At 69.6% G+C, this 13,133-nt stretch carries 14 protein-coding genes and 1 tRNA gene; 4 read left to right on the forward strand and 11 right to left on the reverse strand.

The genetic code is table 11. The annotated features are described in order from the left end of the window. Positions 1 to 12: 12 nt before the first annotated feature. The 11 genes from nuoE to dksA form a co-directional block, all read right to left on the reverse strand. The gene (nuoE, locus tag VMR06_RS10080; protein WP_325375790.1) at positions 13 to 540 is read right to left on the reverse strand and encodes an NADH-quinone oxidoreductase subunit NuoE; all 528 of its coding nucleotides are present in this window, start codon (positions 538 to 540) and stop codon (positions 13 to 15) included. After that, the gene (locus tag VMR06_RS10085; RefSeq protein ID WP_325375792.1) at positions 537 to 1,790 is read right to left on the reverse strand and encodes an NADH-quinone oxidoreductase subunit D; all 1,254 of its coding nucleotides are present in this window, start codon (positions 1,788 to 1,790) and stop codon (positions 537 to 539) included. Before VMR06_RS10085 ends, nuoE begins: the two co-directional genes overlap by 4 nt. Positions 1,791 to 1,793: 3 nt before the next feature. After that, positions 1,794 to 2,510 carry an NADH-quinone oxidoreductase subunit C gene (locus tag VMR06_RS10090; protein WP_325375794.1) on the reverse strand — a complete coding sequence of 239 codons (717 nt, stop codon included), beginning with the start codon at positions 2,508 to 2,510 and terminating at the stop codon, positions 1,794 to 1,796. A gap of 8 nt (positions 2,511 to 2,518) precedes the next feature. Then, positions 2,519 to 3,073 (reverse strand): NuoB/complex I 20 kDa subunit family protein, encoded by a 555-nt coding sequence (locus VMR06_RS10095; protein WP_414648105.1) that lies wholly within the window; start codon positions 3,071 to 3,073, stop codon positions 2,519 to 2,521. Then, the gene (locus VMR06_RS10100; RefSeq protein WP_325375799.1) at positions 3,064 to 3,420 is read right to left on the reverse strand and encodes an NADH-quinone oxidoreductase subunit A; all 357 of its coding nucleotides are present in this window, start codon (positions 3,418 to 3,420) and stop codon (positions 3,064 to 3,066) included. Before VMR06_RS10100 ends, VMR06_RS10095 begins: the two co-directional genes overlap by 10 nt. Before the next feature lie 68 nt (positions 3,421 to 3,488). After that, positions 3,489 to 3,573: transfer RNA gene (locus VMR06_RS10105), tRNA-Leu, on the reverse strand. Between the two features lie 7 nt (positions 3,574 to 3,580). Further along, positions 3,581 to 4,036 (reverse strand): preprotein translocase subunit SecG, encoded by a 456-nt coding sequence (secG, locus tag VMR06_RS10110; RefSeq protein ID WP_325375801.1) that lies wholly within the window; start codon positions 4,034 to 4,036, stop codon positions 3,581 to 3,583. Positions 4,037 to 4,088: 52 nt separating this feature from the next. Further along, complete coding sequence (tpiA, locus tag VMR06_RS10115; RefSeq protein ID WP_325375803.1) at positions 4,089 to 4,841, reverse strand: triose-phosphate isomerase; 753 nt, start codon at positions 4,839 to 4,841, stop codon at positions 4,089 to 4,091. A 294-nt stretch (positions 4,842 to 5,135) separates the two neighbouring features. Continuing rightward, on the reverse strand, positions 5,136 to 6,074 hold the full coding sequence (locus VMR06_RS10120) for an isopenicillin N synthase family dioxygenase (RefSeq protein WP_325375805.1): 939 nt from the start codon (positions 6,072 to 6,074) through the stop codon (positions 5,136 to 5,138). Then, positions 6,071 to 7,423 carry a phosphoglucosamine mutase gene (gene glmM / locus VMR06_RS10125; RefSeq protein WP_325375807.1) on the reverse strand — a complete coding sequence of 451 codons (1,353 nt, stop codon included), beginning with the start codon at positions 7,421 to 7,423 and terminating at the stop codon, positions 6,071 to 6,073. Before glmM ends, VMR06_RS10120 begins: the two co-directional genes overlap by 4 nt. Before the next feature lie 92 nt (positions 7,424 to 7,515). Then, positions 7,516 to 8,448 (reverse strand): RNA polymerase-binding protein DksA, encoded by a 933-nt coding sequence (gene dksA / locus VMR06_RS18190; RefSeq protein ID WP_414648107.1) that lies wholly within the window; start codon positions 8,446 to 8,448, stop codon positions 7,516 to 7,518. Positions 8,449 to 8,539: 91 nt separating this feature from the next. On the opposite strand from dksA, the gene yidD reads away from it, so the two are divergent. From yidD to VMR06_RS10155, 4 genes are all read left to right on the forward strand, one after another. Further along, positions 8,540 to 8,809: a membrane protein insertion efficiency factor YidD gene (gene yidD, locus VMR06_RS10140; RefSeq protein WP_325375813.1), complete on the forward strand. Its 270-nt coding sequence runs from the start codon at positions 8,540 to 8,542 to the stop codon at positions 8,807 to 8,809. Next, complete coding sequence (locus VMR06_RS10145) at positions 8,802 to 10,136, forward strand: dihydroorotase (protein ID WP_325375815.1); 1,335 nt, start codon at positions 8,802 to 8,804, stop codon at positions 10,134 to 10,136. Before yidD ends, VMR06_RS10145 begins: the two co-directional genes overlap by 8 nt. After that, positions 10,133 to 10,954, forward strand: coding sequence for a M23 family metallopeptidase (locus VMR06_RS10150; protein ID WP_414648108.1), 822 nt, complete (start codon positions 10,133 to 10,135; stop codon positions 10,952 to 10,954). Before VMR06_RS10145 ends, VMR06_RS10150 begins: the two co-directional genes overlap by 4 nt. Positions 10,955 to 11,032: 78 nt before the next feature. Then, a complete protein-coding gene (locus VMR06_RS10155; protein ID WP_325375817.1) occupies positions 11,033 to 13,102 on the forward strand; it encodes a bifunctional 2',3'-cyclic-nucleotide 2'-phosphodiesterase/3'-nucleotidase in 2,070 nt (689 codons plus the stop codon). The last annotated feature ends 31 nt before the right edge of the window (positions 13,103 to 13,133 follow it).

Raw genomic sequence — 13,133 nt, forward strand, 5'->3', positions numbered from 1 at the left:
CGGAGTGCTCGCTTACTTCAGTTCGTCGAGAATCTCGTCCACCTTGGCGGCGTCGAGATTCTCGTGGTAGTGGCCGTTGACGACCATCATCGGCGCGCCGCAGCAGGCGGCCAGGCACTCTTCCTCGGTCTTGAGGTAGATGCGCCCGTCCGGCGTGCTCTCGCCGAGCTTGATGCCGAGCCTGTTCTCGCAGTGCTTGACGATGCCCTCGGCACCGTTGAGCCAGCAGGAGATGTTGGTGCAGATCGCGACATTGTGGCGGCCGACCGGGCGCGTCTCGAACATCGAGTAGAAGCTCGCCACCTCGAACGCCCAGATCTGCGGCAGGTCCAGATAGCGCGCGACCGCGACGATCAGTGCATCGGTCAGATGGCCGCCGTTCTGCTCCTGCGCCGCGAACAGCGACTGGATCAGCGCCGAGCGCTTGCGGTCCGGCGGGAACTTGGCGACCCAGTGGTCGATGTGGTGGCGCGTGTGCTCGCTGAGCAGTGCCAGCGGATCGACGTCCTTGATCTCGTCGTAGGTCCCGGTCGCTTTCATCGGTCGATCTCTCCGAACACGACGTCGTAGGTGCCGATCATCGCGACGACGTCGGCCAGCATGTGGCCGCGCACGATCGCGTCCATCGACGACAGGTGCGCGAAGCCCGGCGCGCGCAGGTGCACGCGGAACGGCTTGTTCGCGCCATCGGACACCAGATAGCAGCCGAACTCGCCCTTGGGCGCCTCGACCGCGGCGTAGGTCTCGCCGGCCGGCACGCAATAGCCTTCCGTGAACAGCTTGAAGTGGTGGATCAGGGCTTCCATGTCGTCCTTCATCTCCTCGCGCTTGGGCGGGGCGACCTTGTAGTTCTGGACGATCACCGGGCCCGGATTGGCGCGCAGCCATTCCACGCACTGGCGGATGATGCGGTTGGACTGGCGCATCTCCTCGACGCGCACCAGATAGCGGTCGTAGCAGTCGCCGTTGCTGCCGACCGGAATGTCGAAGTCGACCTCGGCGTACTTGGCGTAGGGTAGCTTCTTGCGCAGATCCCAGGCGATGCCCGAACCGCGCAGCATCGGGCCGGACATGCCCCAGGCGTGTGCGAGTTCCGGCGAGACCACGCCGATGTCGACGGTGCGCTGCTTCCAGATGCGGTTGCCGGTCAGCAGTTCCTCGTACTCGTCGACCTTGGTCGGGAAGTCCTGCGTGAACGCATCGAGGAAGTCGAGCATCGAGCCTTCGCGCCAGGCGTTGCGCTGCTTGAGGTCGTTGCCCTTGTGCCAGCGCGATTCCTTGTACTTGGGCATCCGGTCGGGCAGATCGCGATAGACGCCGCCGGGACGGTAGTAGCCGGCGTGCATGCGCGCGCCCGATACCGCCTCGTAGCAGTCCATCAGCTCCTCGCGCTCGCGGAACGCGTACAGCATCACCGCCATCGCGCCGAGATCGAGCGCGTTGGAGCCGATCCACATCAGATGATTGAGGATGCGCGTGATCTCGTCGAACATCGTCCGGATCCACTGCGCACGCTCGGGCACCTCGACGCCGAGCAGGTTCTCGATCGCCCGCACGTAGGCGTGCTCGTTGCACATCATCGACACGTAGTCGAGACGGTCCATGTAGCCGATCGACTGATTGAACGGCTTGGACTCGGCGAGTTTCTCGGTACCGCGGTGGAGCAGGCCCACGTGCGGGTCGGCGCGCACGACGGTCTCGCCGTCCATCTCCAGCACCAGGCGCAGTACGCCGTGCGCAGCCGGATGCTGCGGGCCGAAGTTCATCGTGTAGTTGCGGATTTCCTGCATGGCCTACTGTCCGCCGCGTTCGGCGGCGGCCTGTTCGTAGCGCGAATCGTCGCGAATCGTGCGCGGCACCAGCACCCGCGGCTCGACCGAGCTGACCGGCTCGTAGACGACGCGGCGCTTGTCGGGGTCGTAGCGGACCTCGACGTTGCCGATCAGCGGGAAGTCCTTGCGGAACGCATGACCGACGAAGCCGTAGTCGGTCAGGATGCGGCGCAGGTCCGGATGGCCCTCGAAGACGACGCCGAACAGGTCGAACGCCTCGCGCTCGAACCAGTTGGCGCCGGCCCAGATGCCGGTCAGCGAGGGAATCGACGGCAGCTCGTCGTCGGCGCAGTAGGCGCGCAGGCGCAGGCGCCGGTTGTGGCTCAGCGACAGCAGGTGCACGACCACCGCGAAGCGGTTCGGGAGGTCGATCGCGCGCGGCCGGTCGTTCCAGCCGAAGCGCCCCGCACTCTCGCCCTCGACGCCGCGCGAGAAACCCTGCGACGAGACGTCGGTGGTGTCCCACTCGATCTGGCCGTAGCTCAGGTAGTCCATGCCGCACAGATCGATCAGCTGCTCGAACGCGAACGCCGGCTCGTCGCGCAGGATCTGCGCGACCGCGAGCCAGTTCTCCGGCAGCACCTCGATCGTCAGCTGGCCGCCGGACGCGTCGGCACGCACGAGCTTCTGGCCGAGGCGTGCCTCGAGCTGGGCTGTGAACGGACTCGGTTCGGACATGGGCGGTCTCAGCGGGCAATCGTGTTGGTGCGGCGGATCTTCTTCTGCAGCTGCAGAATGCCGTGGATCAGCGCCTCGGCCGTCGGCGGGCAGCCCGGCACGTAGACGTCGACCGGCACGATGCGATCGCAGCCGCGCACCACCGCGTACGAATAGTGGTAGTAGCCGCCGCCGTTCGCGCACGAGCCCATCGAGATGACCCACTTGGGCTCGGGCATCTGGTCGTAGACCTTGCGCAGCGCCGGGGCCATCTTGTTGACCAGGGTGCCGGCCACGATCATCACGTCGGACTGGCGCGGACTGGGGCGGTAGATCACGCCGTTGCGGTCCAGGTCCAGGCGCGCGCAGCTGGCGTGCATCATCTCCACCGCGCAGCAGGCCAGGCCGAACGTGACCGGCCACATCGAGCCGGTGCGTGCCCAGTTGACGAGCTCGTCGAGGCGCGCGGTCACGAAGCCGCGGTCGAGCAGCGGGTTGTCGTCGCCCGGACGCAGGATGTCGTCGACGACGTTGACCGGCGCCGGATTGTGCATCGTCCGGCTGATCGAATCGATCATTCCCATTCGAGTGCCCCTTTCTTCCAGACGTAGACGAAGCCGATCACCAGCATGCCGAGAAACACGCCCATCTCGACCAGGCCGAGCAGGCCGAGCTCGCCGAAGACGGTGGCCCACGGGAAGACGAAGGCGATCTCGAGATCGAAGATGATGAACAGGATCGCGACGAGGTAGTAGCGCACGTCGAAGCGCATGCGCGAATCCTCGAACGCTTCGAAGCCGCACTCGTAGGCTTCGAACTTCTCGGCGTCGGGCTTCTTCGGACCGAACAGATTGCCGAGAACCAGCAGGGCCACGCCGATCACGGCTGCCACCGCCAGAAACAACAGGACGGGGAAATACTCGGAAAGCACACGCACCTCCGCGCCGACGGCGCATCAGCGGCTGCCGCGGAGGCCGCGGCAACGACGGTTACCTAAATTGGTGCCCAAGGGGGGACTCGAACCCCCACAGCTTTCGCCGCTACCACCTCAAGGTAGTGCGTCTACCAATTCCGCCACCTGGGCAACGCTATCAAGCTCCGTCCTTCTTGCCCGGCTCCGGCTTGGATTCGTCCGGCTTGCCTTCGGCAGGCGGCGTCTCCGGGACCGGCGCTGGTTGTGCCGCCGGTGTGTCGCCCGCCGCCGGTGCCGAGGCCGCCGGCACGTCCCCGCTCGGAGCGGGTGCCGGTGTCTCGGGCGGCGCCGGTGCGGTCACGCCGGCCATCACGCCCAGGTCGTCCGTCGGTGCCACTGCGGGACGACTGTGGTAAATGCCCATGCCGAGGCTGAGCAGGAAGAACAAACCGGCCAGGACCGCCGTGCTGCGCGACAGGAAATTCGCCGAACCGCGCGCACCGAAGACGGTTGCCGATGCGCCGCCACCGAAGCCCGATCCCGCCGCGGCGCCGGCGCCGCGCTGCATGAGGATCAGGACGATCATGGCGATCGCCACCAGCACATAGAAGACGTAGGCAATGATGGTCAGCATCGTTTGCTTGGCTTTCAGATGAACCGGGCGCCAGGGCGCGCCGGCCGCTCGACTAGCGTCGCGCCGTACCGGCAGCGGCGATAGCCAGAAAATCCGTGGCGACCAGTGACGCGCCGCCGATCAACCCGCCGTCCACGTTCGGTTGCGCGAAGAGCTCCACGGCATTCGAGGCCTTCACGCTTCCGCCGTAGAGAATCCTCAGCGAGCTCGCAATTGTAGCATCCCGTCCGGCCAATGTGTCACGGATGAATGCATGAACCGCCTCGGCCTGTTCCGGCGTCGCGGTGCGGCCGGTGCCGATCGCCCAGACCGGCTCGTAGGCGAGGACCGCCCCGGCCAGCGCGCCGATGCCGGCCGCGTCCAGCACGGCGTCGAGCTGGCGCGCGACGACCGGTTCGGTGCGGCCCGACTCGCGCTCCTCGAGCGTTTCGCCGACGCACAGGATCGGCGTCAGGCCGGCGCCCTGCGCCGCGACGAACTTCGCCGCGACCAGCGCATCGGATTCGGCATGGTACTGGCGACGCTCCGAATGTCCGACCAGCGCGTAGACGCAGCCGACGTCGGCCAGCATCGCCGCGGAGACCTCGCCGGTGTAGGCGCCCTGCGCATGCGCGCTGAGATCCTGTGCGCCGAACGCCAGGCGGTCGCCGTGCGCGCCGATCAGCTCGGCCAGATACGGAAACGGCGGCAGGATCGCCAGATCGACGTCGTCCGGCGCGGCGGCGAGCACGGCGCCGACCAGCTCGGCGGCCATCGCCCGCGAACCGTGCATCTTCCAGTTGCCTGCCACCAACGTGCGGCGCATCGAGGTCTCCCGTCGTTAGCCGCCTAGCATAGCCGGCGGCTCGGCCACGGACAACGCCGGACCGACGCAACCTCGGCCGCCGGCGAGTGCGCGCAGGACGCCCCGCGGGGGCATCGGAGCACCGGCCGATGCGGCCGGACCCGACCGCTCTCCTGCGCCGCGGACATGCCGGCGCGAGGCATGCCGCGATCTGAGGCGGCGAAGCCGCCGGTACCGCCGCAGCGACGGCGGCAGGACGGCCGGTCCGTCAGCGCGGCCTCGGCGCCGACGCGCCGCGACCGCGGTCCGTACTCGTCACACCAGCTTGATCTCGCGCAGGCGCTGCATCAGATAGTCGTTCGCGGTGATCGGCTCGGGGTAGCGGTTCGGATGCTCGGCGCTCACGCACGAGGGCAGCACGTCGAGCACGACGTCCGGGTTCGGATGCAGGAAGAACGGCACCGAATAGCGCGATACGCGCGCCTGCGCATTGGCCGGATTGACGACGCGATGCGTCGTCGACGGATAGACGTGGTTGGTCAGCCGCTGCAGCATGTCGCCGATGTTGACGACGATCGCATCGCCGCGGGTCGTGATCGGCAGCCAGTCGCCCTCGCGCGTCAGCACCTCCAGGCCCTCGGCGCTGGCGCCGACCAGCAGCGTGATCAGATTGATGTCCTCGTGCGCGCCGGCGCGCACGTTCGGCACGTCCGGCGCGGTGATCGGCGGGTAGTGCAGCGGCCGCAGGATCGAGTTGCCCGAGTCGGTGCGGCCATCGAAGAAATGCTCGGGCAGGTCGATGTGCAGCGCCAATGCGCGCAGCACGCGCGAGCCGAGCTGGTCGAGCGCTTCGTAGAGGCCATAGCCGTACTCGCGGAATCCGGGCACTTCTTCCGGCCACAGATTCGGCGGCATGACCGCGGCATGCACCGAATCGCGCGGAATCTCGCGGCCGATGTGCCAGAACTCCTTGAGGTCGGGATGGCGCGAATCCTTCGCGGTCTCGATGCCGAACGGCGTATAGCCGCGCGCGCCGCCGGAGCCCGGCACGTGGTAGCGGCGCTTGACCGCCTCGGGCAGCGCGAAGAAGCGCCGGAACGCCTCGTAGGCGCCGTCGATCAACCCGGGCGCGATGCCGTGGCCGCTGATGCAGCAGAAGCCGAACTCGCGATAGGCCGCGCCGAGTTCGGCGACGAAGGCGTCGCGGTCGGTGTCGTAGCGGCCGATGTCGAGCGTCGGAACCTGGCGGCTCATGCGCGCGTCTCCGCGGCCGAACGCACCGCCGCGGCCAGCTCGTCGACCAGACGCCGCACCTGGTCGGCGTCGTCGGCCTCGACCGTGACGCGCACCAGCGGCTCGGTGCCGGACGGGCGCAGCACGACGCGCCCCTTGCCTTCGAGCTCGGCCTGGACGCGCCGCAGCACGCTCTGCACGGCAGCGTCGGCGACCAGGGCGGCGCCGCCGGCCGCGCGGATGTTGACCGTGGTCTGCGGCACCTTGCGCATGCCGGCGACCGCCTCGTCGAGCGAATGTGCGTTGCGCGCGAGCACATCCAGCACCTGCAGCGCGCTGACGATCGCGTCGCCGGTGCTCGCGCGGTCCAGGCACAGCATGTGGCCGGAGGTCTCGCCGCCGAGCACGCCGTCGTGTTCCTTGAGCGCCTGCAGCACGTAGCGGTCGCCGACGCGCGCGCGCAGGAACGGCACGCCGAGCGCGGCGACGGCCTGCTCGAGTCCGAAATTGCTCATCAGCGTGCCGACCACCGGGCCGCGCAGCCGGCCGCTCGCGGCCCAGTCGGTCGCCAGCAGGTACAGCAGCTGGTCGCCGTCGATCAGGCGGCCGTGGCGATCGGCCATCTGCAGGCGATCGCCGTCGCCGTCGAAGGCGATGCCCAGATCGGCGCCGGACTCGACCACGGTGCGGCCGAGCGCGGCCGGCGCGGTCGCGCCGCAGTCGCGGTTGATGTTGAGTCCGTTGGGCTGCGCGCCGATCGTCGTCACCTGGGCGCCGAGCTCGTCGAACAATACCGGCGCGATGTGGTAGGTCGCGCCGTGCGCGCAATCGAGCACGACGTGCATGCCGTGCAAGTGGAACGCGCGCGATACCGAGGACTTGCAGAACTCGATGTAGCGCGCCGCGGCGTCCTCGATCCGCACCGCCTTGCCGAGCCGGTCCGACGGCACGGTCGTGAACGGCGTCTCCAGCTCGCGCTCGATCGCCTGTTCGACCGCGTCGTCGAGCTTCTCGCCGGTCGAGGAGAAGAACTTGACGCCGTTGTCCTGATACGGATTGTGCGAGGCACTGATCACGATGCCGGCATCGGCGCGCAGCGACCGCGTCAGATAGGCCACCGCCGGGGTCGGCATCGGTCCGAGCAGCCGGACGTCGGCACCGGCCGCGAGCAGGCCCGCCTCCAGCGCCGATTCGAACATGTAGCCCGACACGCGCGTGTCCTTGCCGATCAGGACCAGCGGGCGATCGCTGCCGCCGGCGAGCACGGCGCCGGCGGCGCGGCCGAGCTTGAGCATGAACTCGGCCGTGATCGGCCATTCGCCGACCCGGCCGCGGATGCCGTCGGTTCCGAAGTAGGTGCGTTCGCTCATCTGCAAGCCTTCCCCTCGTGGTCCGGATACTCGCTGCGCCCAAACGCAAACGCCCCGCAAAGCGGGGCGTCGCGGAGGAGGCACGCGGCGGATCAGTCGCCCATCTGCTTCTGGCGATGCTCCCAGCGTTCCTGCGCGTCGAGACTCAAGGTCGCGATCGGGCGCGCCTCCAGGCGCTCCAGGCCGATCTCCTCGTCGGTCTCCTCGCAGAAGCCGTAACGGCCTTCCTCGATTCGCTTGAGCGCCTTGTCGATCTTGGCGATCAGCTTGCGGTAGCGGTCGCGGGTGCGCAGCTCCAGCGAGTTCTCGGTCTCGCGCGTCGCGCGCTCGGCCTCGTCGCCGACGTCGCGGACTTCGTCGCGCAGGTTCTCGATCGTCTGCTTGGATTCCTCGACCAGGTCCTCGCGCCAGCGCTGCAGCTTGCGGCGGAAGTATTCCAGGTGCTTGGGATTCATGTACTCCTCGCCGGCGGACGGCTTGAAGCCGACCGGGAGGTCGATGCGCACGGTCGCCGGCAGGGCGTAGTGGCCGTCCTGCAGGGTGATGCCCGAATCGGCGGCGTTCGGCACGACGGCGCGCGCCTTGACGCCTGCGGCGCTTGCTTTGCTGCTGGTATTCGTACTACTCACGGCACCCTTGGATTTGCTGGTTGCAGCTGACGGTTGAGGCGCCGGCGGCGGCGATTTCGCGGCCGGAGCCGGCTTGGCTTTGGCGACCGTCCTGGCCGGGGCCGGGGCCTTCTTGACCACCGGTGACGGCTTCGCGGCCGGTTTGGCGGCCGCGGCGGCCGGCCGGGCCGGCGCGGACTTGGCCGCCGCACGCGCAGGCACCTTGACGGCCTTCTTGGCCGGCGCCGGCGCGGGCTTCTTGACGATCGCCGTCTTCTTGGCGGGCGGCTGGGCCGCCTTCTTCACGGATTTCTTCGCAGCCGCCTTAACGGCCGCCCCCGCCGCCTTGGCCTTCGGCGCGGGCTTGGCCTTGCCGGCAGCCGCGGACTTTCCTTTGGATTTCGCCATCTGCCTCATGACCTTGTGACTTGGCGGCGGGGTGTTATAGCCTAAGCCGCCTCCACCAGCAACCGCCGGGGCGGTCGCCTCCAGGCGAGTCGCCAGCAGCGTGCCGCGAGCCCTCATCTTCCTATTGGATTGTTACCAGCGCGGGTTGAGCCCGCTGCTCGGACGCCGCTGCCGCTTCCATCCAAGCTGCTCGCAGTACGCGCGCATCGCGGTGGCGCGCTTCGGCAGCCTGCGCGGCAGCTATCTGGCCGTGCTGCGCGTGCTGCGCTGCCAGCCGCTGTGCCGCGGCGGTCACGATCCGGTCCCGATGCGCTTCGTCTGGTGGCCGCGTCCCTCCGAACAACCGACCGGGGAACATCAGCATGACTGACTGGCTCATCGTCAACGCCGAAATGATCAACGAAGGCAGGCGCTTCCACGGCGACCTGCGCATCCGCAGCGGCCGCATCGAGCAGATCGGCAGCGGCCTGTCGGCACGCGACGGCGAGCAGGTGCTGGACGCCGCCGGGCGCTGGCTGATGCCGGGCATGATCGACGATCAGGTCCACTTCCGCGAGCCGGGCCTGGAACGCAAGGCCGACATCGAGTCCGAATCGCGCGCCTGCCTGGCCGGCGGCATCACCAGCTACATGGAGATGCCCAATACCAAGCCGCCGGCCGTCAACGCCGAGGCGGTCGCCGACAAGTACCGCCGCGCGGCCGAGAAGTCGCGCGTCAACTACGGCTTCTATCTCGGCGCCACCAACGACAACCTCGAGGACATCCGCCGGCTCGACCCGCGCAGCGTGCCCGGCATCAAGGTCTTCATGGGGTCTTCGACCGGCAACATGCTGGTCGACGATCCGGCCACGCTCGAAGCGATCTTCCGCGAGGCGCCGACGCCGATCATCACGCATTGCGAAGACACGCCGACGATCGAGGCCAACGAGGCGCGCGCGCGCGAACGCTGGGGCGATGACATCCCGCCCGAGCAGCATCCGCTGATCCGCTCGCGCGAGGCCTGCATCAAGTCCACGCGCCTGGCGCTGGAGCTGGCGCGCCGCCACGGCACGCGCCTGCACGTGCTGCACCTGTCCACCGCCGAGGAAGTCGCGCTGTTCGAGCCGGGCCCGGTCGCCGGCAAGCGCATCACCGCCGAGACCTGCGTGCATTTCCTGCATTTCAGCGACGAGGACTACGCGCGGCTCGGCCATCTGATCAAGTGCAATCCGGCGATCAAGACCGCCGCCGACCGCGACGCGATCCTGACCGCGCTGGCCGAAACCCGCGTCGACGTGCTCGCGACCGACCACGCGCCGCATCTGCTCGAGGAAAAGCGCCAACCGTACACCTCGGCGCCGTCCGGCCTGCCGCTGGTGCAGTTCGCGCTGCAGTGCGCGCTGGAGCGCGTGTTCGACGGGCGCCTCACGCTCGAGCGCGCGGTCGAGGCGGTCACGCATGCGCCGGCAACGCTGTTCGACGTGCACGAGCGCGGCTATCTGCGCGAGGGCTATGCCGCCGACCTGACCCTGGTCGACCCGACCAGGCCGCATACGGTGCGGCGCGAGGAGGTGCTGTCCAAGTGCGGCTGGTCGCCGTTCGAGGGCACGACGTTCCGCTCGAGCATCGCGGCCACCTTCGTCAACGGCCTGCTCGGCTATCGCGACGGCCGGCTCGACGACGCCACGCGCGGCACGCGCCTGGAATTCGCGCGGTGAGGCCAGGCCTGCTGGCCTGCCTGCTCGGCATCGCCGCGGCAGGCCCGGTCGCAGCGGCCGACGAGGCCCGCATCGTGTTCCCGCCGCGCGCCTCGCAGGGCGCGCTGGTGATCGGCAAGGTGCCACCGGGCGCGAGCGTGCACTACGCGGGACGCACGCTGCGGGTCAGCCCGTACGGCAGCGTCGTGTTCGGCGTCGGCCGCGACGAGCGCGGCCCGCTGACCGTGACGGTCGACAATCCCGACCGCGGCCGGCGCGAGCTGCGCATCGAGGTGGACGCGCACGACTGGCCGGTCGAGCGCGTCGACGGCGTGCCGCCCAAGACGGTCGAGCCGCCGCCCGGGATCGCCGAGCGGATCCGCCGCGAGCAGGCGCGCGTCGCCGAGGCGCGGCAGCTCGACGGCCCCAATACCGATTTCGCAACGGCGTTCGTGCAGCCGGTCAGCGGGCGCATCAGCGGCCGCTTCGGCCGCCAGCGCATCTACAACGGCAAGCCCGGCTCGGCACATTCGGGCCTGGACGTCGCGGCGCCGGCCGGCACGCCGGTCGCGGCGCCGGCCGGCGGCGTGGTGACGTTCGCCGATCCGGACCTGTACCTGACCGGCGGCACCGTCGTGCTCGATCACGGCTACGGCATCAGCTCGAACTTCCTGCATCTGTCGCGCATCGACGTCGCGGTCGGCGACCGCGTCGAGCAGGGCACCACGATCGGCGCCGTCGGCGCGACCGGCCGCGCGACCGGACCGCATCTGCACTGGGGCATGAACTGGTTCGACGTGCGCATCGATCCGCAGCTGGTGCTGCAACGCACGCACTGAACCACGGCGTCACCACAGCGTCGCGGCCGGCGCCGATGATGGACAATGCGCGCCTCGCGCCAGCCGGAGCCTGCCCCGATGTCCCCGACCGCCCTCCTCGCCGCCGGCCACGCGCTGACCGGCCGCGCCCTTGCCGTCCGGATCGTCGCAGCCGCAGCGCTGCTCGCCGCCGTGCTCGCGACCGGCTGCGCGGGCGAGCGCAGCCGCACCGATGCGCGCATCACCGACGAGGGCGCGCGCGCGACGCTGGCGATCCTCGAATCGACCGACATCCACGCCAACGTGCTCAGCTACGACTACTACAAGCTGGCCGAGGATCCGTCGCTCGGCTTCGAGCGCCTGGCCACGCTGATCCGCGCGGCGCGCGCCGAGTACCAGAACAGCCTGCTGTTCGACGGCGGCGACACGATCCAGGGCACCGCGCTGGCCGACTGGCAGGCTTTGGCCTCGCCGCTGCCGTGCGAGCGCAAGCTGGCCGTCTACAAGGCGATGGACGCGCTCGGCTACGACGGCGGCGTGATCGGCAATCACGAGTTCAACTACGGCCTGCCATACCTGGCGCAGGTGACCGGGCGGCGCCTGCAGGCCGAGGGCGCCGATCTTCGCACCTGCAACGGCCCGGACTTTCCGCTGGTGCTGGCCAACGTAATCGCGACACGCGACGGCGAGCCGCTGTTCGCGCCGACCGCGCTGCTCGAGCGCCGCGTCGAGGCGCGCGATCGCGACGGCCGCAGCCGCGAACTGCCGATCCGGATCGGCATCATCGGCTTCACGCCGCCGCCGATCATGGTCTGGGACCGCAGCCACCTCGAAGGCCAGGTGACCGCGCTCGGCCTGGTCGAGGCCTCGCGCCGCTACGCACCGGCGCTGCGCGCGCAGGGCGCCGACCTGATCGTCGCGATCTCGCACGGCGGCATCAATCCGGGGCCGTACTCGCCGCAGATGGAGAACGCCAACTGGCATCTGGCGCAGGAGCCGGATATCGACGTGCTGCTGCTCGGCCACTCGCACCAGGCGTTCCCGGCACCCGGCGACGCCCGTTCGCGCTTCAACGACATGCCCGGCGTCGACAACCGGCGCGGCTTCATCCACGGCAAGCCGGCAGTGATGGGCAACTTCTGGGGCAAGAGCCTCGGCGTGATCGAGCTCGGCCTGGTCCGGCAGGGCGGCCGCTGGACGATCGATCCGGATGCGACGCATGCCGAAGTGCGCGACATCCGCCGCGCCGACGGCAGCTTCGTCGCGCCGGATCCGGCGATACGCGACCTGGTCCGCGACGAGCACCAGGGCGCGATCGACTACGTCTCCACGCCGATCGGCGAGGCCGACTTCGCGTTGACGACCTATTTCGCCGCGGTCGGCGACGTCAGTGCGCTGCAGCCGGTCAATACCGCGCAGCGGCTGTGGGTCGAGCGCTACATCGCCGCCGAGCTGCCGCAGTACGCCGGCGTTCCGGTGCTGTCGGCGGCCGCGCCGTTCAAGGTCGGCTTCGGCGGCCCGACCGACTATGCCGCGATCGAGGCCGGTCCGCTCGCGATCCGCAATGCGGCCGACCTGTACCCGTTTCCGAACACGCTGACCGCGGTCAGGATCGACGGCGCCGGCCTCAAGGCCTGGCTCGAGCGCTCGGCCGGCTACTTCAACCGCATCGATCCGGACCGGCAGACGCCGCAGGAACTGATCAACCGTGCCTTCGCCGGCTACAACTTCGACGTGATTCAGGGCGGCATCCGCTACGTCGTCGACGTCACGCGCCCCGAAGGCGAGCGCATCGTCGATCTGCGCTACCACGGCCGTCCTGTCGATCCGGCCGAGCCGTTCATCGTCGCGACGAACAACTACCGCGCCAGCGGCGGCGGCGGCTTTCCAGGCCTGGACGGCTCGAACATCGTCGTCGAGGCGGCGGTCGCCAACCGCGACGCGCTGATCGAGTGGATGCGCGCGCGCGGCCACCTGACGCGCGAGGAGGACGGCGCCGACCGCCCCTGGCGCTTCGCCGCGGTACGCACCGCCGGGCCGGTGGTGTTCCGGTCGGCAGCCGGCCGGATCGGGCTGGCGCGGGCGGCCGGCCTGGACTTCGTGCACGCGCTCGAGGACGGCGCCGGCGGCATGGCGGCCTACCGGATCGATCTCGGCGCCGCGCGCTGAACGACCCGGCGTCCGCCGGTTTCGGCGCGCC

Source organism: Dokdonella sp., assembly GCF_035511235.1.
Taxonomy (GTDB): domain Bacteria; phylum Pseudomonadota; class Gammaproteobacteria; order Xanthomonadales; family Rhodanobacteraceae; genus Dokdonella.